Genomic DNA, 22013 nt, shown 5'->3' with positions numbered 1-22013 from the left:
CTTCCCAGGAGACCCTCGTGAAGATCGGCCCCCTCGGCCTCGCCGGCACCGCCGTGGCCTCCCTCGTGCTGACCAGCACCGCCACCGCGCACGCCCAACCCACCGACCCGACCTACAACGCCACCATCGCCGACGGCTCGGTCATCCTCACCGTCGACCAGGCCACCATCACCCCCGGTCCCGACCGGAACCTGCAGATCAGCGACCGCTCCGGCACCCCGCTCGCCGCCCTGCCGCTGGGGTTCCTCCTCGACGGCCGGCACGGCGACCTCGGCTACACCCTCTCCAGCGACGCGCGCACCGTCACCCTCACCCCGGACCTGACCAGCCTGCGCCCGGCCACCGCCACCGAGGTCGCCTCCCCACTGGAAGAACAACGCGCCCTCGACGAGCTCGCCAGCGGCCTGACCCGCAACACCCTCGCCGGGCTGGTCATCGGCACCGCTGCCGGGGCCCTCGTCGGCGCCGCCATCGGCCTGGCCTCCTGCGTCGTCGTCGGGCCCGGCTGCCTGGCCACCGTGCCCGCCGCGGTCACCGCGTTCGCCGCCGGCGGCGGCATCACCGGCACCATCATCGGCGGCGGCACCGCCGCGGCGAGCGGACTGTGGAAGTACATCACCACCCGCAACGCCGCCCCCGGCCAAAGCCCCTACGCAGGCGGCGACCTCAACGACCCCAACAGCACGGGCATCCCCGACGCCCACCTGCGTCTACCCAGCGGATCGGCCTCCGGCCTCAAATCCGGATCCTCCGGCGGCTCCTCCCACTGAACCCGGCGCTGTCCGCGCGCGTGATCGATGGAGAGACACGGTCACGCTTCGCGGCGGCTGGGGGAGATCCGGAGAAGATGGCAAGTCCAACGCGGTAAGACCCATCCCGAGGCTTGCCGAAAGGCGAGGTCGAGATGTATGAAATCGCGCCCGTCTCACGACACCGAAGAGCCGATCCGGCAGCGAGCTCACCCTGATAGCAACAGATTCCACCATCCAGCCAGCCCAGATCAATACGTCACTGTGACGTATTGACGAGCCGGAGGAGGGGTCGGGGGAGCGATCAAAGGAACCAACTGGGCCACGCCGAGTATGGCCTATGGCAGCCCTAGGCCACACTCGGCGATTTCGGCTCGATCCGGAAATTTTCCACAAAATGGGCAAATAGGCCAAGATATTTCGTTCCGCCGATTCCGCACCCTGAAACAGCGTGGACAACAACACCCGGAGAAGTCGCCATCCGCAGACCAGGGCCGCGGAGCGCATCGTCGCGCGTGCGCGCGAATACCGCAGTTGCGCAGCATGTTTCAAGATCAACTCCAATGCCGTAACCGCGCCGATAATCAACATTATGTCAAGTAATGCTGATCCGATGCCTCCCGGCCGTCGGCGGCACTGCCGCGGGCACCGCTGGCCCCCAGGGGTTTCGAGCGTGCTCCACGATCTTCGAATGCGCCTGTACCGCTGATGAATTCAGCGATGTACCGGGAGGCCGCGCGGGGCGACGAGATGGTCGGTCCCAGACGAGGGTGAGGGACGCGGTGACCGTCGGGGATGGCGGGGATGTCGCAGTAGGCGGCCTCGTCGTAGGACCAGCCCTCCCACACCGGTTCCGCGTACAACTCCCCCACATCGAGTCGCTGATCGATGTCGCTGGGCGGCAATGACGTACAGATCGCCACCGATTCCGCCGCGATGCCGTCATGATCATCGTCGAACATCTCCTCGTGCAGTTGCACGCGGATCCACGCGACGGCGGGGTCGGCCCCGAGGGCGGTGAGGCGCGCTGCGATCTCCGCGAGGCCGGGGGCCCTCGCCGTACTGGTTGGGGGCGATGGAGTCTTCGTGAGTGTTGCCCTCGAAGAATTCCGCGATGGTCACCAGCGGGTACCGGTTGTCGTGGCCGGCGGAGCGGATGCGGATCTCGTCGCGGGTGATCATCGCCCGATAGTAGGAGCTGCCGCCGGGTGATCATTATTTTGGGCGCCGATCCGGCCCAAAGACTTGATTGATTCCAGAAAAAGGGGCAGACTTCGGGTTGTGCCCACGCCTACGGATTTCGAGCGCATGTTGCGCGGGGCCGCTTTGCGTGTGACCGCACCGCGGCTGGCGGTGCTGACCGCGGTGCACACTCACCCGCACTCGGATACGGACTCGATCCTGGGGTTCGTGCGCGAGACGCTGGGCGGGGTTTCACATCAGGCGGTGTACGACGTATTGAAGGCTCTGACCAGTGCGGGGCTGATTCGCCGCATTCAGCCGATGGGGTCCGTGGCGCTGTACGAGACGCGCGTCGGGGACAACCATCACCATGTGGTGTGCCGGTCGTGCGGCGTGATCGCCGATGTCGACTGCGCCGTGGGCGACGCGCCCTGCCTGACCGCGTCCGACGACAACGGTTTCGCGCTCGACGAGGCCGAGGTCATCTACTGGGGCCTGTGCCCCGAATGCTCGAAAACTACTGCGACACAAGACAAGTAGCGGTCACAATCGTGGCCGACAGCCAGCTGATCACGCAGATGATCACTCACTGAAAGGACACACCGTGCCTGAAGAACACCCGCCCATCGGTGAAGCCAATACCGAACCCGCCGGTGGCTGCCCCGTCGTACACGGCCGGCTCAATGACCCGGCCGAGGGCGGTAACGCCAACCGTCAGTGGTGGCCCAACCAGCTGAACCTGAGCATCCTGCAGAAGAACCCGGCCGTCGCCAACCCCATGGACGAGGGCTACGACTACGCCGCCGAGTTCAAGACCCTGGACCTGGCCGCGGTCAAGCAGGACATCGTCGAGGTCATGCGCACCTCGCAGGACTGGTGGCCGGCCGATTTCGGCCACTACGGCCCGTTCTTCATCCGCATGTCCTGGCACGCCGCGGGCACCTACCGCATCAACGACGGCCGCGGTGGAGCCGGTGCCGGCATGCAGCGTTTCGCTCCGCTGAACTCGTGGCCCGACAACGCCTCCCTCGACAAGGCGCGGCGTCTGCTGTGGCCGGTGAAGAAGAAGTACGGCAAGAAGCTGTCGTGGGCCGACCTCATCGTCTACGCCGGCAATGTCGCCCTCGAGGACATGGGCTTCAAGACGTTCGGCTTCGGCGGCGGCCGCGTCGACCAGTGGGAGCCCGAGCAGGACGTGTACTGGGGTCCGGAGACCGAGTGGCTCGGCGACGCTCGCTACACCGGCGAGCGTGACCTCGAGAACCCGCTGGCCGCGGTCCAGATGGGTCTGATCTACGTCAACCCGGAAGGCCCCAACGGCAACCCGGATCCGCTGGCCGCGGCCGTGGACATCCGCGAGACCTTCCGCCGGATGGCCATGAACGATGTCGAGACCGCGGCGCTGATCGTGGGTGGTCACACCTTCGGTAAGACCCACGGTGCGGGCCCGGCCGACAATGTCGGCCCCGAGCCCGAGGCCGCCCCGCTCGAGGAGCAGGGCCTGGGCTGGAAGTCCACCTTCGGCACCGGTGCCGGCAAGGATGCCATCACCTCCGGTATCGAGGTCACCTGGACCCCCACCCCGACCCAGTGGGACAACTCCTTCCTGGAGACCCTCTACGGCTACGAGTGGGAGCTGTCCAAGTCGCCCGCCGGTGCGCACCAGTATGTCGCCAAGAACGCCGAGGAGATCATCCCCGACGCGTTCGACGGGTCCAAGAAGCACCTGCCGACCATGCTGACCACCGACCTGTCGCTGCGGTTCGACCCGGTCTACGAGCCGATCACCCGCCGCTGGCTCGACCACCCCGAAGAGCTGGCCGAGGAGTTCGCCAAGGCCTGGTACAAGCTGATCCACCGCGACATGGGTCCCAAGGTCCGCTACCTGGGCCCCGAGGTGCCGGCCGAGACCCTGCTGTGGCAGGACCCGATCCCGGCCGTCGAGCACGAGCTCATCGACGCCGCCGATGTCGCGGCGCTGAAGGCCAAGATCGCGGAGTCGGGTCTGACCGTGGCGCAGCTGGTGTCGACCGCGTGGGCGGCGGCCTCGTCGTTCCGCGGCTCGGACATGCGCGGCGGCGTCAACGGCGGCCGCATCCGCCTGCAGCCGCAGGCCGGGTGGGAGGTCAACCAGCCCGACGAGCTGGCGCAGGTCATCCGGGTGCTCGAGGGCATCCAGGAGTCCTTCGGCAAGCCGGTCTCCTTCGCCGACCTGGTGGTGCTGGCCGGTAACGTTGGCGTCGAGCAGGGCGCCAAGGCCGCCGGCTTCGATGTCGAGGTGCCGTTCCGTGCAGGCCGCGGCGACGCCACCCAGGAGCTGACCGACGTGGAGTCCTTCTCCGCGCTCGAGCCGGCCGCCGATGGTTTCCGCAACTACGTCGGCAAGGGCACCCGCATCCCGGCGGAGTACCTGCTGCTGGACAAGGCCAACCTGCTGACCCTGTCGGCGCCGGAGATGACCGTGCTCGTCGGTGGTCTGCGCGTGCTGGGTGCGAACTACCAGGGTTCGCAGCTGGGCGTGTTCACCGACAAGCCGGGTGCGCTCACCACGGACTTCTTCGTGAATCTGCTCGACATGTCCACCAAGTGGGGCCCGTCGTCCGCCGACGACGGCACCTACCAGGGCAAGGACCGCGCCACCGGCAAGACCGTGTGGACCGGTTCGCGCGTCGACCTGGTGTTCGGCTCCAACTCGCAGCTGCGGGCCCTCGCCGAGGTGTACGCCGAGGACGACTCCAAGCAGAAGTTCGTCGACGACTTCGTGGCCGCCTGGACCAAGGTCATGGAGCTCGACCGCTTCGACCTGGTGTGATGACAACCGTCTGAACCAGTAGGACGATGCCCCCGAACCGACCGGTTCGGGGGCATCGTGCGTGTCGGGATGCTAGCCGGTGGACGTCTCGGTGCGGACGCGGCCGAGGAAGCGGCGGGCGATGTCGGTGCCGTCGTGGTTGTAGGCGTTCATCAGCTCGGTCAGTTCCTCGACCAGCGCCCGCAACGCTGGAGTGTCGAAGCCGTCGGGGTCGGTGGCCCACCCGGGCGGGATGTTGCCGACCGTGATGAGAATGCCTGCGTCGTAAGGGGTTTCGACGGTATACGCGAGCTGGTCGGGGGCGTCACGCAGGGCGCTGCGGGGGGCGAGGTCGCCGTCGCCGTCGGGGAGGGTGAGGATGCGGGCCAGGGCGATGTCCTCGCCGATCATGTCGGCGATGCGGGACAGGCTCGCGTGCCGGCCGGGACGATCGTGGCGCGCACCGTAGGTGCGGTCTCCGGTCCGGTGCGCTCCCCCGCCGGTCTTGCTCAGCAACCGGTCCAGCATGCGCTGCGCGGCCGCCCGCTCCGCCGGCCCGGTGCGCGGATGCTCGATGAGACTGCGCAGCCGCTGAATTCGGCCCATCGTCGCCGTCGCCATGCTTCTCCCCTTCCGACGCTGTCGACCCCCGATCATGCCAGCGGCAGCAGCCGTAAAGCGAGGCGCGGGCACAGCCGTACCGCATCCCGTGCGGCGGGCAGATCCGCGCGCTCCAGCACCGGGTCGCGGTGATCGCGGGTCAGCGGGAATCCCCAGTCGTCGCGGGCGAAGGTGCCGGGCAGCAGTTCACTGCACACGCCCCGGCCGTCGCAGCGGGTCCAATCGATGTGCAGGCGAAGCGGTTCGCTCATCGCAGTGCTCCTGTCCGGGCCGGCGCAGCCGCTACACAGTGGCCGTGTTGATGCCGAGCCACCTCGTCGGCGAACACCTCCAGCGCGGACCGCACCATGCGAGCGGTCCCGTCGGGGTGGTGACAGGCTCCCCTGCCCTCGACCAACCGGGCCACCCGGGCGATCTCGGCGGGGTCGCCGACTCCGTCGACCAGCTGCTCGAATCGGGTTGCGAGGGTGGGCAACCCGTTGCGGCACGGGCCGCACTGCCCGGCGCTCTGTGCGGCGAGATAGGCGGTGATCTCGGCGGTGACCCGCAACCCGCACTGACCGTGAGGCAGCACCCGCACCACCCCGGCGCCCGGGACGGCACGCAGATGCCGTAAACCCTGCGCCGACAACGCGGCTCCCGGCAGGGCCAACCCGGAAATCCAGGTGCCATGCCAGCCGCCGACGAGCACCGCACGCACCCGGGCCGGGTCGGTGCCGCCGAGACCCGCGACCACCTCGGGCAGCTCGGCACCGGCCGCAACCTCGAAAACACCGGCGATTCTGGTGCCCGACAAGCTGATCAGCATCGTGCCCGGCTCATCCCACACCCCGACCGAACGGAACCACGACGGGCCGTGCCGGGCGATCAACGCCAGCTGGGCCAGCGTCTCGACATTGTGGACCAGCGTCGGGCGGCCACCCACACCCGAGCGGGACGTGGAGACCACCTGATCGGCCGGGAGTGCCGCGCGTCCGGACAGACGATTCACGACCGCCGACTTCTCCCCTGCCAGGAAAGTCTCGGCGGCAGCGGTCAGTTCGATCGCCGGTTCGCGGTACCCCGCCCGCCGCCGTTCCACCAGTGCCCGCCGCAGCGGTTCCAGCACCGCCTCCGAGGCATAGACCCGGCAGTCCCGGCTCCCGACCGCGGCCGCCGCCGCGACCAGGCCGTCCAACACCAGATGCGGTGCGCGAGTGAGCAATACGGCATCCTTGTGACTGTCGGGCTCCCCCTCCGCACCATTAGCGACCACGATCGGACGACGCCCACCGGCCACCGCAGCCAGCTTGCGCGCCACCGGGAACCCCGCGCCGCCACGCCCGCGCAGCCCCGAAGCCGCCACCGCATCGATCAACTCCCGCGTGACAGCGGGCAACCGGCCATGCGTGGCCTCGTGAGCAGCCAGGTCAGCCGTCGGCGCGGCCAGCAGCCTGCGCACCGCCACCGCACGGCGACCCCCAGATTCGACGCCGGTCATCGGGCCACCTGCCCGGCCGGTACACCGATCTCGGTGAATCCACGGCTGATCCGCCAGCCCACCGCGGCCACCACCGCGACCGCACAGGCCACCAGCACTGCCACCAGCCACGGCCGGAACGCGTCGGTCCCCGCCCCGAGCGCATGGATCAGCGCCATCGGCCACAGCACATACGTCGCCCAGTGCACGGCACGAAACGCATTCGGGCCGATCCGATGCCGCAGCAGACCCGACACCGTCACCGCGGCGAGCAGATCCACCGCCACCGTGCCGAACCCCACCCACACCGGCCGATACGCCCCGCCGAACGGCACCACCACATCCACCAGCCGCAACTGCGCCCACGGATCGGCCAGCAGACTCCCCACATGCACGGCCACCAACCCGACCGCGGTCAACGCCGCGCCCCGATGAAACACCGCCATCCCGGCCCGCGGCAACACCACGACCCGCCCCGACCGCGCGACAACCCCGGCCACCACCGCCACCGTCAGCACCACCAGCGCCGTGACACCCGTCCCCCGCCCGAACGCCCACAACGCCTCGTCGAACCCCGCCTGCCCCATCAGCATTCACCGCCCCGGGACGCTTGCGCCGGCCAGTTCACGATTCGGTTCCGTCGGTTCATGATTCGGTTCCGTTCTCCCGCATTCCGGGCTCGTCGTCACCGGACGCGGCCTGCGGCCACCCGCACAAGGTGATCACCTCACCGTCGCGACTCACCAGCCGCGACGGAAAACCCTGGCCACGCAAACCCGTCAGCGCGTCACGGCCACGAATGACGGCCGCCGTAGCGGCGGTATTGGCGGCCAGGCAGGACCCGGCGGCGACCGACACCGTCCGCCACACCGGATCCGCGGCGAGGCCGGTGCGCGGGTCGACGATATGGTGCACCAGACTGCCGCCCCGCCACCAGCGGCGGCGCAGCGTGCTCGAGGTGGCCAGTGCCGCGCCTGCGGGAAGAGTTATGCGGGAACGAGGTTCACCCGGGCGATCCTCGACCAGCACCTGCCAGCCGCCCGCCGGGGCGGGTCCCGCAGTGGCGATGTCACCACCCAGGCTCACCAGCACACCACAGCCGAGACGATCGGCGACCACCTGCGCGCAATGGTCGGCGGCAAGTGCTTTCGCCGTCGCACCCAGATCGAGCAGCACCCCGGCGGGCACACTCAGCAGATCGCCATCCAACCTGACATGCGTCCAATCCGGGCGCACCGTGAGCGCCACGGGTACCCGCAGCCCAGCTGGCCCTTGGCCACGCCCGCCGACTCCGACGTCACCACGGCGATCGACTCCGGTCTCACCCCTGGTGACCCGCTCCGCAGACGTCGCCTCCCTTGCCGCACCACCTTCCTCATGGTGACTTTCCAGCGGCACGATTGCCGGCACGGAAGGACTCTGGGTCTGGCTACCCCGTATGGAGCGACCTCCTTCGTGGCTGGTGACCGCGCCCTCGAGGTCACGGATCCCGGTGCGCGAGTCAGACTTCCGAGCTACCGCATCCGGATGGTCCTCGACCACCCGGGCGGCCGAGCCCGGGAGCAGCAACGTGAAGTCGCGGTCGTAGCCCAGGGCAATGAGCGAGGTACCGATCGTGGGGTCGAGATCCCCGTCGGTGTCGCGGGCGGCCGCGAGGGCGGCATGGAGATGTCCGGCGAGCAGTGCACTGATGCGCACCGGTTGCCCGGCGGTCCGCGCCAGGCGGCTGATCTCGGAGTCGGGGCGGAATCGGCTGCAGGCGGCGTCGACCTCGGCGAGGTGGGCGCGGATCAGGGTGCGGGCCGGGCGCAGTGCCGCCGGGTCGGTGACGACCACGCGCGCGGTGGTGCTCCACACCGGCCATTCGGTCGAGGCCGTGCGGTCGGGGGCGGCGATCACGAGCCGCTCGATCGGGCGTGGACGCGACCGGTACCCGAGCGCAGCGCCGGGGTGGGGTCGGTGGTGACGTTCGCCGGGGTGCCGTCGGAGGCCGCGGTGGCGTCGGGGGTAGCGGATTGGGTTGTGCTGCCGCCTTTCTGGAGACTGCCGTGGTTGTCGACGTAGGCCAGCGCGGTCGCGGTGAGCGTGCCCGCCGCGGTCACGGCGAGCAGGGTCGCGGTCGCGGTGCGCCCGGCCCGCAGACTCGAATGTGACGGCATGCTGAATTCCTGTTCGCTCGGATCACCCGGGGCGCGGCGCTCCCGGTATGGGCTCGAACCTCAGCATGCGAAGCGGCACTGTGAGGGCGCTGTGAAGCAGGGTCCTGGATGCTGCGAATACGCCGGGAGCCGGCACTGCCCTGTCCTGGCTGCTTTTGTGTTTGTTCGCTCCATTCAAGGAACGTTTGTACATGCACATGTCTGCATGCGCACATTCATAATCGGGCAGACCTGGGCGTCTACCGCCTAGCCTGCGGCGACGACCGCGGCGAGCCGCTCGATATCGGCGGGCAGCACCCGGCAGCATCCACCGACGATGGCCGCACCCAGCCCCGCCCACTGCTCCGCCAGCCCGGCCGGGTACCGCGCCTCCCCCGTCCAGCACCGTTGCCCGGCGTCCCACTTCTCCCCGCTGTTCGGGTAGACGATCACCGGTTTCCCCGTCACCTCCCGGGCCAGGGCGATCGCCGCCGCGACATCGTCCGGCGCACAGCAGTTCACCCCTACGGCGACGATCTCCGGAATCGCGGCGGCGATCGCGAACGCGTCCCGCAGCGGCTGCCCGGCCCGGGTCCGGTCGCCGTCGATGGTGTAGCTGAGCCAGGCGGGCACGCCACTCCCGTCGAGCAGTCCGGCCAGCGCCTCCGCCTCGTCGATATCCGGAATCGTCTCCAGCGCAAGCACATCCGCCCCGGCTTCGGCGAGCACTTCCAGCCGCGGCAGGTGCCAGCGCTTCAGCTCGGCCAGGGAAAGCCCGTAGCGGCCGCGGTATTCGGAACCGTCGGCCAGGGCCGCACCGTAGGGGCCGATCGAGGCGGCGATCCAGCGCTCACGGCCGTCGTCGATCTCGTCTCGTGCCGTACGCGCGAGCGCGACACTGCGCCGCAGCAATCGGGCGGTCTGTTCTCGATCGATGCCGCGCGCCGCGAATCCCTCGAACGAGGCCTGGTAGCTCGCGGTGGTCGCGATGACCGCGCCCGCCCGGAAGAACGCGGTGTGCACGGCTCGGATCTCGTCGGGCGCGTCGACGAGCAGTCGCGCCGACCACAGCGCGTCGGACAGATCGTGTCCGCGCGCTTCGAGTGCGGTCGCCACGCCTCCGTCGGCGACGGTCACCTCGCCCACCGGGACTCCGAACTCGGCCATCGGCCTCCAAACTGCAACCTGTTCTACTGTGGGTGGCGTGGATGTCACCTATGAGAACACCCGACGCGAAATCGCCACCGACAAAGGCGTCCTGCGCTACCACGAGGCCGGCGACGGTCCTCCCCTGATTCTGCTGCACGGCTCCGGAATCGGCGTCAACGGCTGGCGCAACTTCCGCGGCAACCTCGGCTTCTACGCCGACCATTTCCACTGCTACGTCCTGGAATTCCCGGGCTTCGGCGTCAGCGACCCCGTCCCGGGGCACCCGGTCCTCACCGCCGTCGACTCCGTCGTCCGGTTCATGGATGCGTTGAACATCGACTCCGCCGCCATGATCGGCAACTCCATGGGCGGCGTCGTCGCGGTGAATGTCGCCATGCACCACCCGCAGCGGGTCGAGAAGATCGTCGCCATCGGCGGTGTCGGCCACAGCCTGCTCGCCGCCAACCCCAGCGAAGGCACCCGGCTGCTGTCGGAATTCGCCGACCAACCCAGTCGCGAGGGCCTGGAGCGCTGGCTGCGCTGCATGATCTACGACCCCAAGATGATCACCGACGGCCTCATCGAGGAACGCTGGACCGCGGCCACCGAACCCGCCGCGCAGGCCGGTCTCGAGGCCATGTACGGGTCCGAAGCGCTTGCGCTCCAACAGCAATTCCTGGAGAACTCCCCCACCCCGCCCTACTGGTCCATGCTGCACAAGATCAAGAGCCCGGTGCTCATGACCTGGGGCGCCGACGACCGCCAATGCCCCACCGACATGGCGCTCATCCCGCTGCGGCAGATCCCCAACGCCGAACTGCACGTGTTCCCCAAGTGCGGGCACTGGGTCATGTACGAGGCCAAGGAGGCCTTCGAACGCGTCACCCTCGAATTCCTGCACCGCTGAAGCGGATTCCCGGGTGGGCTCACCGGCCCACCCGGGCGGCGGGTCAGCGGTCGCCGAACACCGCCAACTGGCAGGCGTTCAGCAGCGTCACCAGCTCCTCACCCTCCTTGTCGTCGAGGACCGCGAACGCGGGCGCGATCAGATCCTCGGTGATCGACTCCGCCTGCATCCAGCGGCCCTTCAGCTCCGCGGTGATCTCGTCGAACGGCTCCGGCCAGCCGAAATTGCGGGCCTGATCCGGACCCGGCTTCAGCGGCGAGCCCGCGATCAGCACCGCCTGCAACGGGGTCAGCCCACTACCCAGCACACCGATCAGGTGCAGGCCGCCACGCAATTCCCGCAGCACATGGATCAGCTGCAGCACCAGGCCCGGCGCGTCCTCGGCCTGCGGCAGGGCACGCCAGCCCGCGAACAGCGGCGCGCCCACCGGATTCGCGGCCGCCACCACCCGCTGTAGCAGCTCGGCCAGGCGCCCGGAGTCCTCGAAGGAGGCCAGCTTCCGGCGGCCGAAGTTCTGGCACGCCGTCAGATATCCCTCGGCGGCGGCCGCGGCCGGCATCGAGGCCGTGGCCTCCCACGCCTCCCGGATCGCCTCGGGACGGAAGAAACCGAAGGCCGCGGTCACCACATCGGCATCCACATCACCCAGGACGGCGGCGCGACCGCGGGTGTAGCCGGGCATGAAGCCGGGGACACCGGTGCTGTCGGCGAAGGCTCGGGCTTCCCGGGAGAACATGAATCCCCCACCGATCGTCTGGATCTGATCCTTCACCGCGGACGCTACCGACATGTCCGTTCCTCTCTGAGCGGAAAGCGCAATCGATCCGAGACTATTTCAGGCCGCCGACCGGCCGCACACGGGCCACCCGAATGTGACCGGGAGAGCACTCCCAACACCAAACCGACTGTCCTGAAACATATTTGCCTCGCACGACCGGAATCCGCTGCCCGGCAAGGTCCCTCACCGCACCGCAGCCGGAAAGACCTGTCGGTTACATCCGCTAACCTTCAAGCGGTGCTAGGACATTCACATGCGACCAGCGGCGCGCTCGCCTGGTCGGCGGCGGCCGCGGCGCTACCGTTCACCGTCTTGACCTATCCCGCAGTGCAATCCGGGGCCATCGGCTCCGTCGATCTGGTGATGGGCACCTTCCTCACCGCGGGCGCCGCGCTGCTGCCCGACGCCGATCACCCCTCCGGCACCATTTCCCATGTGCTGGGGCCGATCTCGCACTACGCGTGCAAGTTCATCTCGTGGATCTCCGGCGGGCACCGCCACGGCACCCACTCCTTCGCCTTCGTCGCCGCCGTCACCTACGGCACCTGGGCCGGCGAACACCTGCTCGGCCGCTACTTCACGCTCTCGCTGGTGTTCTTCCTGCTCGCCCTCGCCATCAAGGCCCTCGGTCTCGCACCCACCGGCGACGGACCCAAATCCTGGGGCACCATCGTCATCCTCGCCGTCTGCGGCACCTTCGCCATCGACCACTGGATCAGCGACAAACCCGCCTGGCTGCCCTTCTCCGTCGGACTCGGCGCCCTCGCCCACCTCGTCGGCGACTGCCTCACCGACCGCGGCTGCCGGCTGCTGTGGCCACTCAAGATCCGCACCCGCATCCCGATCATCGACCACACCGGCAACAAGATGGAGACCATGGTGCTGGTCCCCCTCTTCGCCCTCGGCACCCTCGCCCTGCTCTGGTACACCCTCACCCACCATCCGTGAGCCGAACGGCGCCGGACCGGGCAACGACCGGCAACCCGGCTCGTATGATCCGAAGACCACCGCAGCGGGCAGAACGGAGTCGGGCATGAGCGATCGCGAGGAACTGAGCTGGGAACTGTTCGGGGACGCCAGCCGCGAACTATCCCAGGCCATCGCCGACGACGGCTTCGAACCCGACCTCATCCTGTCGATCGCCCGCGGCGGGCTCTTCGTCGCCGGCGCCCTCGGCTACGCCCTCGACGTCAAGAACCTCCACGTCATGAACGTGGAGTTCTACACCGGCGTCGACCAGCGCCTCGACATGCCGGTCATGCTGCCGCCCGTCCCCAGCGCCGTCGACCTCACCGGCGCGACCGTCCTGGTCGCCGACGACGTCGCCGACACCGGCAAAACCCTGAAACTCGTGCGCGACTTCTGCTCCCACCACGTCGCCGAGGTGCGCTGCGCGGTCATCTACCAGAAGCCGCACTCCGAGGTCGACTGCGAATACGTGTGGAAACGCACCGACAAGTGGATCAACTTCCCCTGGTCCGTGCTCCCGCCCGTCGTCAAACGCGAGGCCCGCGTCCTCGACGCCTGACCCGAAACCCGCTACGCGCCAACGACAACGGCCCGGAACCATTCGGTTCCGGGCCGTTTGTCCAGTTGCCGCAGGGACTGATCAGACCAGTTCGACGGACAGAATGGTGATCGGCTCGACCGGCACATCCTGGTGGCCGGCCTTGTTGCCGGTGCGCACACCCTCGATGGCGTCCACGACGGCCGCGCCGTCGACGACCTTGCCGAACACGGCGTAGCCGAAGCCGTCCTGGCCCGGGTAGTTCAGGAAGGCGTTGTTGCTGGTGTTGATGAAGAACTGCGCGCTGGCCGAGTGCGGGGCCGAGGTGCGCGCCATGGCGACGGTGTACTTGTCGTTCTTGAGGCCGTTGGCGGCCTCGTTCTCGACCGTCTGCTTGGCAGCCTTCTGCTGCATGTCGGCGGTCAGGCCGCCGCCCTGGATCATGAAGTTCGGGATCACCCGGTGGAAGACGGTGTCCGCGTAGTGGCCCGCCTTGACGTAGTCGACGAAGTTGGCGACGGTCTTGGGTGCCTTGGCCTCGTCCAGTTCCAGGGTGATGTCCCCGGCGGAGGTCTTCAGGAGCACTTTGGTCATGCGGACCATCGTATGGGAGCCCCCAACCCAGCGACCGAGCGGCATCGAATAGCCGCTCCCCTCTTCGAGGTTGGGTGGTGATGGGTGTGGTCAGGCAGGTGTGCGCGGTGGTGAGTGCCGGAGTTTGTTCGAAGTCGATCCACATGCGTAGATGCGCATATTTCCATTTCTTGATGTTCAATTGGGAAAGCCTCCGACGGAGGCCCTGACCTCAGGCTTCGTACAGCTCCAGCGGCAGACCATCCGGATCAGCGAAGAACACGAACCGCTTCCCCGTGTACTCATCAATTCGCACCTCCTCCACCGCCACTCCCCTACCCCGCAACTCGGCCACCGCTTCCCCCACATCCGCCACCAGGAATGCCAGATGCCGCAACCCAGCAGCCTCGGGCCTCGACAGCCGCGCCGGCGGCTCCGGAAACGAGAACAACTCCACCTGCCCGCCGTCAGGCAACGCGAGATCCAGCTTGTACGAACACCTTTCGGCCCGATAGTTCTCCGCAATCACCCGCAACCCGAGAACCTCGGTATAAAACGCCTTCGACCTCTCATAGTCCGACGCAATGATCGCGACATGATGAATCCGCTGCAGCTCCACTCCCCCGACGCTAGCCCACGACTGCTCCCCCTTGTGGCGCCAGTACGGTAGGAGCTACCGGATAGCCGTACCTCCCCTCGTCATAGGCGAAGACATGTCCGGGATTGGTGTAGGTGCCAACTATCCCGATGATCTCGACGTCAATCCCTGTCTCCTCCTTGGCTTCGCGGATCCCACATTCGGCGAGCGACTCGCCCAGCTCGATCTTTCCGCCGGGCAGAGCCCACATGCCGTTGTCGACTATCTGCTCCAGCAGCACTTGACCTCGGTCTCGCTGAATCGGTCGAAGCTTGTGGAGATCGGCGACCGTGATGGCTACGTTGATTCATCGGATCATGTCGCCCGGCCACACACGATCGATCGCAGCCCGCTCTTCCCAACCGGCTGAACCAGCCGCCCGAGGCAGGAAACCGTTCTCTTGCTGGTTGTTTCAGCGCTTGTCGACTGCCGATGACTTCGCCCTGATCAGGGCGTATGCCGAATTTCATTGGATTTTCGGCGGCTTCTACCGGAACCCCTAGTTCATGATTCCGGCTGGTCAGCGATCGCGCTTACGGCCCTGCGCATCTGCGCGTCGGCGCGGTCTGCGGTGGTGGCGGGATCGATCACCAACAATCGAAGGCGCCGATCGTGCGGGCCGAAGACATACATCACCTGAGGCGGCTGGCCCGGAAGCGGTCCGGTGACCTCGATCCCGTCGGGAGCGTCGATGCGGCGTTGGGACAGGCTCAGCCAATTCCAGTCGAAGCTGATCCGGGCGGTCGCGCCGAGTCGCGCGGTGAGCGCGGTGACCAGGTCGTGCAGTTCGGTGGTGAGGTTGTCGGTTCTGGGCCACCAGGCACCGTCGACGCCACCGGATTGCTCGTCACGGTCGCGCAGCAGCAGCCGCGGTGTGCGGGTCGGCGTGTCGAATGGTTGCCCACCGCCGGCGGTGGGCTGGAATCGGCCCAGACCGCGGTCGGCGGCGGCACCGCCCCTGTCCTGCGCCGGGTTCTGTGTCATATCAGGCCTCCCGTGGGGCCGGGGATACTGCGAGAGCGCAGGTCTGCCGGGTTCACCGGCGCGGTGTGACCGCCTTCGTCGTCCCAGCGGCGCAACGCGTCCTCGTTCTGGGCGTGATCGCGGGTGTGGCGGGTATCGGCGGCCATGAGTTCGGCGGCGGTGAGCTCATTGCCTGGTCGGGATGCGGCCGACAGCAACGCCTGGGCGGTGGCGGCCTCGGTGTCTGCGGGGATCACCAGCAGGACGAGGCGGGTGCGGTCGAGTCCCAGGACACAGACTGTGTGGGCGGGCAGATGCCGGTATCCGTCCAAGCGAACCGAACGCCCGCCGATTACCGTGCAGCTCGGTGCCGGTTCCCAGGCGTCGATGTTGTACATGATTCGGTCGACGCCGCCTGCCCGCCGGCCCAGTAGCGCCTCCAGATCGGACAGTTCGGCGACCAAGTCGGTCGTGCGGGGCCACCAGGCCCCATCCACCGCCCCGGGGCGGGGTGCTCGCGGCGTCGGTAACCGCCGTGACGACGGCAGAGCGGTGCGGAGGGTGAAGCGCGAAGGGCGGTCCAGCACGATCGACTTGTGTTGTAGCGTCATCAGGACGCTCCTGACCGGGACCGCATGGCGGTCCATATTCATTCGCCGGGCGACGACGAGACCACGAGTGATTTCGTACGAAAAGCCCCCGGCGCCCTGATCCTACCCGCGAGAAACACACCGGCCCCATGCGCGCGTACGCGCAATGGGCCTTCGGGGCATCGCAGGAAACCACCCCACCCTGTGGGTGTCGGCCCGTCGGGTCGAACCCTTCCGACTCACCTCGTCTGCGGCCCCGGCAGCTGAGGGGGTCACGGTAGTAGCCGCACGGAAAACAACAATGCCTGGACCAGCAGCAATGGTGTGTAGTGCGTCGGCAGGTGCGGATGCGGGGCCCTCGACGTCACATCAGCAGGGCCGCCGGACCCTGTCAGAATAGGGCTTCCAACTGGGCTTTTCGTTCTACCGGAACCCCGGCAACTGGGACCTCGGTGGGCTATCGTCTGTGCCGGTCACCGGAATCGTCTGTCTATGACCTCGCACGGAAACTGTTCGGGAGTCGGGTAGGTGACCAGCACGCGAGTCCCGTCCGGGTCGACACCGTCGACGAAACTGACCCCGTTCAGTGTGTTCGAATATGTACTGGGGTACCGGGTGCGCAGCCGCTGTTCGATGCGTTGCAGTTCTTCTTCGTTGTCGACGGACCAGATGATCTCCTCAACACCGACATCATTGATGCCGCGTGCCCGGCCCGCCTGGCGTGTGCGCAGGTATATCTGGAAGCCGCCCGGCGTCAAGAGAAGCGCCGCCTCCGGCTCGTGAATCGCAATGTGGCATTCGAACACATAGCAGTAGAAGTTCGCGGAACGATCCAGGTCGGATACGCGCATAAGGCAGGATGTAATCCTTGCAGCACCCATTTCCTCTCCCCTTTTCATCCGCCCGGCGAGAATCCTCACGTTACCGCCGCAGCGTCTCCGGTGCGCGACAGGGCTTTCCCACCTGCCGCGCACGACTCCGGCAGTGGTGCGGATTTCAGGTCCGAGGTCCACGCGATGCTCGCTTTCCTGCGGTATCAGACGGTGATGACAGCCGAAACCGCAGGCTACCCAGAACGATTCGCGGGCTGCGACGCAATATCCGCCAGATCAGTCGTCTTCGGGAGCGTCCGGATTGGTGGTGGCTGCCGTCGGTGACCACCGGTCCGCCACCATTCGTTCCGGCCAACTGCGATACACGGGCGGATCATGCCCACCGACTTCACCGATTGCCGAGAAGGCTCGAGTGGCACAGGAACATCCGAGCATCGTTGTCGGGCCGGCCGTGTCGCTCGGCTGAAACTGCAGAAGGCTGTTGGCCCGACGAATTGTTCTGTTTCGGACGGCGCGCACGGTTATGCGGCCAGGGCGGAGGCTGCGGCGGCGAGGAGCATGCCTCGGTAGGAGCCGCCGAAGAGGATTACGTGGACGAGGAGGGGGTGGAGCTGGTGAAGGGGGATGCGTTGGCGCCAGCCGGAACTCAGGGGGGTGGTTTCTTGGTAGGCGGCGAGGATGCGGTCGAGGTGGGGGGCGCCGAAGAGGGTGAGCATGGCGAGGTCGGTTTCGCGGTGGCCGCCGTGGGCGGCGGGGTCGATGAGGAGGGCGTGGCCGGTGGACCAGAGGATGTTTCCGGACCAGAGGTCGCCGTGGATGCGGGCGGGGGGTTCGGGTGGGCCGGCGAGGTGGTCGATGCGGTCGATGACGCGGTCGAGGAGGCGGGTGCCGTCGCGGCCGAGTTCGGGGGCGGCCGCGGAAAGGTAAGGGGCCAGGCGGTATTCGGCGTACCAGGGGCCCCAGTCGCCGGTGGTGGGGGTGTTGTCCAGAGGGAGGGTGGCGATGTAGCCGTCCCAGGGGGCGCCGTAGGTGTGCGGGGTGGCGGTGTGGAGGGTGGCGAGGTCGCGGCCGAGGTGTTCGGCGGCGGTGGGGGTGGCGGGTTCGGGTGGCTGCCAGGACAGGACGAGCATGTGGGGGTCGGCGGCGACGACGGGCGGGACGAGGGTGGGGTGGCCGGTGGCCAGCCAGCGGAGGCCGGCGGCTTCGGCGGTGAGGACGGCGGAGGGGGTGCCGTTCTGGACGGCTTTGACGAAGAGGGTGCGGCCGTCGGCGGTGTGGGCGCGGTGGAGGGTCCAGGCGTGGCTGTGGCCGAGGTGGTCGACGCGGGTGATGGGTGTGCCGGTGAGGTGGGTGAGGTGCGCGGGCACGTCCATGGAATCTCATTGTGGGGTATGGACCGGCCCGCGCGGACCGACTAGTCGGATCGGGTTGTGGGGTCAGGTTCCCGGGACGGTGAGGCGGTCGCGCAGGTGGGCGGCGGTGGCGGCGTCGGCGGGGAGGAAGGCTTCGATGGCGAGTTCGGCGACGGTGACGTTCATGGGTGTGCCGAAAACCGTGGTGACGCTGAGGAAGGCGAGCTCGTGGCCGTCGAGACGCACGCGCAGGGGGACGACGGCCTGGTCGGGTTCGGGCAGGCCGGGTGATTCCTCACCGCCGGGGTAGGCGCGCAATTCGTCGAGCAGCGCGGTGAGTTCGGGTGATCCGGTCACTTCGATCTGGCGTTGCAGGCGTTCGAAGAGGTGACCGCGCCATTCGGCGAGGTTGATGATGCGGGCGGCGAAGCCGTCGGGGTGCAGGGTCAGGCGCAGGGCGTTGACGGGCGGCGTCAGCAGGGCGGGGTCGATGCCGGCGAGGAACAGTCCGATGCCGGCGTTGGCGTCGACCATGGTCCAGTTCGCGTCGATGGCGAGGGCGGGGTGCGGTTCGAGGCCGGTGAGGATGCGGCGGAGGGCGTCGCGGACGGATTGCATGGCGGGGGTGTCGAGTTCGGGTTCGGCGTAGACGGGTGCGTATCCGGCGGCCAGGAGCATGCGGTTGCGTTCCCGCAGGGGGATGTCGAGTTCGTCGGACAGGTGCAGCAGCATCTGGCGGCTGGGGGTGGCGCGACCGGTTTCGATGAAGCTGAGGTGGCGGGTGGAGGTTTCGGCGCGGCCGGCGAGTTCGAGCTGGCTGAGCCGCCGGGTGGTGCGCCAGTGCCGCAGGAGGTCGCCTGCCGTGTGAGTCGCCATGTGCCGATCGTACGAATGATCAACCACCACAGGCCATTACCCGGGAGGTAAGCGCCCGGCCTCGGGCAATACGAAACTAACTCTGTTCATTCGAACACGCCTCTGTTAGAAATGTGGGGTGGATGCCGGTGAACGGTTGGATGTGACGCTGCGCCTGGTGCAGGGCGCGGAGCGGGCCGCAGTGGCGGAATTGGCGCAGCGCCTCGGTGTTTCGGAGATGACCGTGCGCCGTGACCTCGATGCGCTCGAGCAGCGCGGCCTGGTGCGGCGGGTGCACGGCGGGGCGGTGGCGACCCGCGCGCGGACCGAGGCGGGCGGGTTCGCCGATCGCGCGGGCTGGTCGGCTGCCACCAAGGATCGGCTGGGCGCGGCCGTCGCGGCCCTCATCGCCCCCGGGTCGCGGGTGCTGCTGGATGCGGGCACGACGACCGTGCATGTGGCCCGGGCGCTGGCCGAGCGCGGCCCGTTGACGGTGACCGCGCTGAGTCTGCAGACCGCAGCGTGCCTGGCCGATCGTCCCGGGATCGAGTTGCTGGTGGCGGGTGGGCGTTCCCGGCCGGGTGAGCAATCCCTGGTCGGCCCTCTGGCTCTGCGGGCGGTGGAGTCACTCGCGTTCGACGTGTTCGTGATGTCGATCGGCGGGGTGCACGCCGAGTACGGCTGGTCGGAGTTCTGTCTCGACGATGCCGCGGTCAAGCAGGCCGGGATCGCACAGTCGGCGCGGGTGCTGGCGGTGGCGGATGCGACCAAGCTGGGGGTGCGGGCCTTCAGCCAGGTGGCCGCGCTGGGCGCGGCGCACGAGTTCGTCACCGACCGTTCCGCGTCCGACCCGGCGATCCATCCGGCCGGCCCGCGGACCCTCGATGCCCTGCGTGAAGCGGGCGTCGTCCTCCATACGGCGTGAACCGAATTGGCGTATGAACCGATGATCGAAGGAGCTACCGTGTCGAATTCTCAGATGATCCTGGTCGCGGGGCCGTACCGCTCGGGGACCGGTGACGATCCGGTCAAGCTGGCGGCCAATGTGCGCGCCATGAACGAGACGGCCCTGACCCTCTTCCGCGCCGGGCATCTCGCGGTCACCGGTGAGGCGCTGGCGTTGCCGCTGCTCGAGACCGCCGGCAGTACGGGCCCGGGTGATCCGCTCTACGACGAGATCTTCCATCCCGTTGCCGAGCAGCTGCTCTCCCGCTGTGACGCGGTGCTGCGCATCGGCGGTCCGTCCGAGGGCGCCGATCGGATGGTGGCGCAGGCGCGCGCGGAGGGCAAGCGAATCTATCTGAGCCTGAGCGAGATTCCCGCGGCCCTCTGACGGGCCCGGGCTCAGGGCGCGGGCCGGTCAGACGGCGAAGTCGGACAGCGGTTCGCCGCCGGATACGCGGTTCGGCGTACCGCGACAGTGCGCCCGGGGTGTGGCAGGCTGGCCGGGCATGAAGACCATGCTGATCACGGGGGCCACGTCGGGGATCGGATTGGCGGCGGCGGGGCAGCTCGCGGCGGCCGGGCACCGTGTCATCCTGGTCGGCCGCAATCCCGGAAAGCTCAGTGCCGCTGGCGAATTGGTGCGTGCGATCGCGACCGCTCCGGTCGATGCGATCGAATGCGACCTCGCCTCCCTGGATGCTGTCCGCCAGCTTGCGGGCACCGTCGCCGCTCGATACGACCGGCTCGACGTGCTGGCCAACAATGCGGGCGCATTCCACATGTCGCGCACCGAAACCGGGGACGGTCTGGAAGCCACCTTCGCGGTGAACCATCTCGCCGGATTCCTGCTCACGGAACTGCTGCTGGATCTGCTGCGCCACAGTGCCCCGGCGCGGATCCTGTTCACCTCGTCGGTCATGCACTACGGCAATGCCCTCGACTTCGAGGACCTGCAAATGCGGCACGGCTACAGCGGCGCCACCGCCTACGGCCGCGCCAAGCTCGCCAACATTCTGTACACGCGCGACCTGGCCCGGCGGCTGGACGGAACCCGGGTGACCGCCAACGCCTTCCACCCGGGGGTCGTCGCCACCGGTATCTGGGACGCCGCACCCTGGTTCGCCCGGCCCGCGCTGGCGCTCGGCAAACGCCTGTTCATGACCGACGCCGGCACGGCCGCGCGGGCCCTCACCTACCTGGCGACCGACCCCGACGTCTCCTCGGTGTCCGGCTGCTACTTCGAGCGCAACCGTGTCAAGGCGCCCTCCCCCACCGCCCAGGACGACGCGGCCGCCACCCGCCTGCACCGGTTGTGCGCCGAACTGGCGGGCCTGCCCGGCTGAGGCCGCGCCGAACCAGCTTCCGCACCGGTGAACACATTCGCACCAGATCCGGTCTCGTGCCCGTTGCCGCTATCGGTCACAGCGGCCTGATCACCCGCGCGGGATTGCCTGCGGCGAATACCTTTTCGGGCAGCTCGCGGGTGACGACACTGCCCGCCCCCACCACCGTGTTCGCGCCGATGTTCACTCCCGGGCAGACGATGACCCCGCCGCCGAGCCACACATTGTCGCCGATGGTGATGGGCGCGGCCGTCTCCCAGCGGTCGCGGCGCAGCGCGTGATCGTCCATCGGATGCAGGGCGGTGAGCAGCTGGGCGCGCGGGCCGATCGAGACGTCGTCGCCGATGGTGACCGGCGCACAATCCATGACGATGGCGTCGTAGTTGAGGAAACTGTTGCGGCCCAACCGGATCAGCTGCCCGTAGTCGCATTGGAAGCGCGGCATGATCCAGGACCCCTCCCCGATCTCGCCGAGCAGCTCGTCGAGGATGGTTCGACGCTCGCTGTCCTGACCGGCGCGGGTGGCGTTGAACCGGTCGAGCAACCCCTGGCAGCGCAGACGTTCGGCGACCAGTTCGGGGTCGTTGTCGCGGTACGGCTCGCCGGCGAGCATGCGGTCCTTGTGTTCTCCCACCCGTCCA

27 protein-coding genes are annotated in these 22013 nt (G+C 68.3%); 9 read left to right on the top strand and 18 right to left on the bottom strand.

What is annotated here, in order from left to right:
• Window positions 1-17 precede the first annotated feature (17 nt).
• The gene (locus ACFXN1_RS40630; RefSeq protein WP_379437391.1) at window positions 18-770 is read left to right on the top strand and encodes a hypothetical protein; all 753 of its coding nucleotides are present in this window, start codon (window positions 18-20) and stop codon (window positions 768-770) included.
• 569 nt (window positions 771-1339) lie between these two features.
• Here the strand turns inward: ACFXN1_RS40630 and ACFXN1_RS40625 are convergent.
• Window positions 1340-1729: a hypothetical protein gene (locus ACFXN1_RS40625; protein ID WP_379437393.1), complete on the bottom strand. Its 390-nt coding sequence runs from the start codon at window positions 1727-1729 to the stop codon at window positions 1340-1342.
• Window positions 1730-2057: 328 nt separating this feature from the next.
• Here ACFXN1_RS40625 and ACFXN1_RS40620 point away from each other — a divergent pair, with 328 nt between their 5' ends.
• Together ACFXN1_RS40620 and katG are read left to right on the top strand one after the other, a co-directional pair.
• Entirely contained in the window at window positions 2058-2471 is a 414-nt protein-coding gene (locus ACFXN1_RS40620; RefSeq protein ID WP_379381392.1) for a Fur family transcriptional regulator, read from the top strand.
• A 64-nt stretch (window positions 2472-2535) separates the two neighbouring features.
• Window positions 2536-4743, top strand: coding sequence for a catalase/peroxidase HPI (gene katG, locus ACFXN1_RS40615; protein WP_379437395.1), 2208 nt, complete (start codon window positions 2536-2538; stop codon window positions 4741-4743).
• Window positions 4744-4815: 72 nt separating this feature from the next.
• On the opposite strand, the gene ACFXN1_RS40610 is transcribed toward katG, so the two are convergent.
• From ACFXN1_RS40610 to mmuM, 7 genes are all read right to left on the bottom strand, one after another.
• Window positions 4816-5343 carry a hypothetical protein gene (locus ACFXN1_RS40610; RefSeq protein WP_379437397.1) on the bottom strand — a complete coding sequence of 176 codons (528 nt, stop codon included), beginning with the start codon at window positions 5341-5343 and terminating at the stop codon, window positions 4816-4818.
• A 32-nt stretch (window positions 5344-5375) separates the two neighbouring features.
• Window positions 5376-5594 carry a ferredoxin gene (locus ACFXN1_RS40605; protein ID WP_379380697.1) on the bottom strand — a complete coding sequence of 73 codons (219 nt, stop codon included), beginning with the start codon at window positions 5592-5594 and terminating at the stop codon, window positions 5376-5378.
• Window positions 5591-6823, bottom strand: coding sequence for an NADH-ubiquinone oxidoreductase-F iron-sulfur binding region domain-containing protein (locus tag ACFXN1_RS40600; RefSeq protein WP_379437399.1), 1233 nt, complete (start codon window positions 6821-6823; stop codon window positions 5591-5593). The genes ACFXN1_RS40605 and ACFXN1_RS40600 overlap by 4 nt, the downstream gene beginning before the upstream one ends.
• Window positions 6820-7389: an iron reductase gene (locus ACFXN1_RS40595; protein ID WP_379437401.1), complete on the bottom strand. Its 570-nt coding sequence runs from the start codon at window positions 7387-7389 to the stop codon at window positions 6820-6822. The genes ACFXN1_RS40600 and ACFXN1_RS40595 overlap by 4 nt, the downstream gene beginning before the upstream one ends.
• A 58-nt stretch (window positions 7390-7447) precedes the next feature.
• Window positions 7448-8701 (bottom strand): FAD:protein FMN transferase, encoded by a 1254-nt coding sequence (locus ACFXN1_RS40590; RefSeq protein WP_379437403.1) that lies wholly within the window; start codon window positions 8699-8701, stop codon window positions 7448-7450.
• Window positions 8698-8961 carry a hypothetical protein gene (locus ACFXN1_RS40585; protein ID WP_379437405.1) on the bottom strand — a complete coding sequence of 88 codons (264 nt, stop codon included), beginning with the start codon at window positions 8959-8961 and terminating at the stop codon, window positions 8698-8700. Before ACFXN1_RS40585 ends, ACFXN1_RS40590 begins: the two co-directional genes overlap by 4 nt.
• A gap of 246 nt (window positions 8962-9207) precedes the next feature.
• A complete protein-coding gene (gene mmuM / locus ACFXN1_RS40580) occupies window positions 9208-10107 on the bottom strand; it encodes a homocysteine S-methyltransferase (RefSeq protein WP_379437407.1) in 900 nt (299 codons plus the stop codon).
• Between the two features lie 37 nt (window positions 10108-10144).
• Between mmuM and ACFXN1_RS40575 the strand changes: the two genes are divergently transcribed.
• Window positions 10145-10996, top strand: a complete 852-nt coding sequence (locus tag ACFXN1_RS40575) for an alpha/beta fold hydrolase (RefSeq protein ID WP_379437408.1) — start codon at window positions 10145-10147, stop codon at window positions 10994-10996.
• Between the two features lie 43 nt (window positions 10997-11039).
• Here ACFXN1_RS40575 and ACFXN1_RS40570 read toward each other — a convergent pair whose 3' ends face one another.
• Window positions 11040-11786 carry a hypothetical protein gene (locus ACFXN1_RS40570; RefSeq protein WP_379437410.1) on the bottom strand — a complete coding sequence of 249 codons (747 nt, stop codon included), beginning with the start codon at window positions 11784-11786 and terminating at the stop codon, window positions 11040-11042.
• A gap of 225 nt (window positions 11787-12011) precedes the next feature.
• Between ACFXN1_RS40570 and ACFXN1_RS40565 the strand changes: the two genes are divergently transcribed.
• A complete protein-coding gene (locus ACFXN1_RS40565) occupies window positions 12012-12722 on the top strand; it encodes a metal-dependent hydrolase (protein WP_379396557.1) in 711 nt (236 codons plus the stop codon).
• Window positions 12723-12807: 85 nt separating this feature from the next.
• On the top strand, window positions 12808-13302 hold the full coding sequence (locus ACFXN1_RS40560; RefSeq protein ID WP_364610181.1) for a phosphoribosyltransferase: 495 nt from the start codon (window positions 12808-12810) through the stop codon (window positions 13300-13302).
• Window positions 13303-13383: 81 nt separating this feature from the next.
• Here the strand turns inward: ACFXN1_RS40560 and ACFXN1_RS40555 are convergent, their stop codons facing one another.
• The 8 genes from ACFXN1_RS40555 to ACFXN1_RS40520 form a co-directional block, all read right to left on the bottom strand.
• The gene (locus tag ACFXN1_RS40555; RefSeq protein ID WP_379437412.1) at window positions 13384-13875 is read right to left on the bottom strand and encodes a peptidylprolyl isomerase; all 492 of its coding nucleotides are present in this window, start codon (window positions 13873-13875) and stop codon (window positions 13384-13386) included.
• 211 nt (window positions 13876-14086) lie between these two features.
• Window positions 14087-14473, bottom strand: a complete 387-nt coding sequence (locus ACFXN1_RS40550; RefSeq protein WP_379437413.1) for a VOC family protein — start codon at window positions 14471-14473, stop codon at window positions 14087-14089.
• 10 nt (window positions 14474-14483) lie between these two features.
• Window positions 14484-14702: an NUDIX hydrolase gene (locus ACFXN1_RS40545; RefSeq protein ID WP_379437451.1), complete on the bottom strand. Its 219-nt coding sequence runs from the start codon at window positions 14700-14702 to the stop codon at window positions 14484-14486.
• Window positions 14703-14995: 293 nt separating this feature from the next.
• Window positions 14996-15475, bottom strand: a complete 480-nt coding sequence (locus tag ACFXN1_RS40540) for a DUF5994 family protein (RefSeq protein ID WP_379396551.1) — start codon at window positions 15473-15475, stop codon at window positions 14996-14998.
• The gene (locus ACFXN1_RS40535; RefSeq protein ID WP_379437415.1) at window positions 15472-16065 is read right to left on the bottom strand and encodes a DUF5994 family protein; all 594 of its coding nucleotides are present in this window, start codon (window positions 16063-16065) and stop codon (window positions 15472-15474) included. Before ACFXN1_RS40535 ends, ACFXN1_RS40540 begins: the two co-directional genes overlap by 4 nt.
• A gap of 452 nt (window positions 16066-16517) precedes the next feature.
• Window positions 16518-16964 (bottom strand): VOC family protein, encoded by a 447-nt coding sequence (locus ACFXN1_RS40530; protein ID WP_379437416.1) that lies wholly within the window; start codon window positions 16962-16964, stop codon window positions 16518-16520.
• A 434-nt stretch (window positions 16965-17398) separates the two neighbouring features.
• Window positions 17399-18250 carry a fructosamine kinase family protein gene (locus tag ACFXN1_RS40525; protein WP_379437418.1) on the bottom strand — a complete coding sequence of 284 codons (852 nt, stop codon included), beginning with the start codon at window positions 18248-18250 and terminating at the stop codon, window positions 17399-17401.
• Window positions 18251-18313: 63 nt separating this feature from the next.
• The gene (locus tag ACFXN1_RS40520; protein WP_379437419.1) at window positions 18314-19105 is read right to left on the bottom strand and encodes a helix-turn-helix domain-containing protein; all 792 of its coding nucleotides are present in this window, start codon (window positions 19103-19105) and stop codon (window positions 18314-18316) included.
• Between the two features lie 118 nt (window positions 19106-19223).
• On the opposite strand from ACFXN1_RS40520, the gene ACFXN1_RS40515 reads away from it, so the two are divergent.
• The 3 genes from ACFXN1_RS40515 to ACFXN1_RS40505 all read left to right on the top strand — a co-directional run bounded on the left by ACFXN1_RS40515 (window position 19224) and on the right by ACFXN1_RS40505 (window position 21372).
• Entirely contained in the window at window positions 19224-20009 is a 786-nt protein-coding gene (locus ACFXN1_RS40515) for a DeoR/GlpR family DNA-binding transcription regulator (protein WP_379437421.1), read from the top strand.
• A gap of 39 nt (window positions 20010-20048) precedes the next feature.
• On the top strand, window positions 20049-20417 hold the full coding sequence (locus ACFXN1_RS40510) for a hypothetical protein (RefSeq protein ID WP_379437422.1): 369 nt from the start codon (window positions 20049-20051) through the stop codon (window positions 20415-20417).
• 118 nt (window positions 20418-20535) lie between these two features.
• A complete protein-coding gene (locus tag ACFXN1_RS40505) occupies window positions 20536-21372 on the top strand; it encodes an SDR family NAD(P)-dependent oxidoreductase (protein ID WP_379437424.1) in 837 nt (278 codons plus the stop codon).
• Window positions 21373-21448: 76 nt separating this feature from the next.
• On the opposite strand, the gene ACFXN1_RS40500 is transcribed toward ACFXN1_RS40505, so the two are convergent.
• Complete coding sequence (locus ACFXN1_RS40500; protein ID WP_379437425.1) at window positions 21449-22006, bottom strand: sugar O-acetyltransferase; 558 nt, start codon at window positions 22004-22006, stop codon at window positions 21449-21451.
• Window positions 22007-22013 lie beyond the last annotated feature (7 nt).

It is taken from the genome of Nocardia sp. NPDC059154 (assembly GCF_042755705.1).
Classification (GTDB): Bacteria; Actinomycetota; Actinomycetes; order Mycobacteriales; family Mycobacteriaceae; genus Nocardia.
This window is presented reverse-complemented; position numbering and strand designations above follow the sequence as displayed.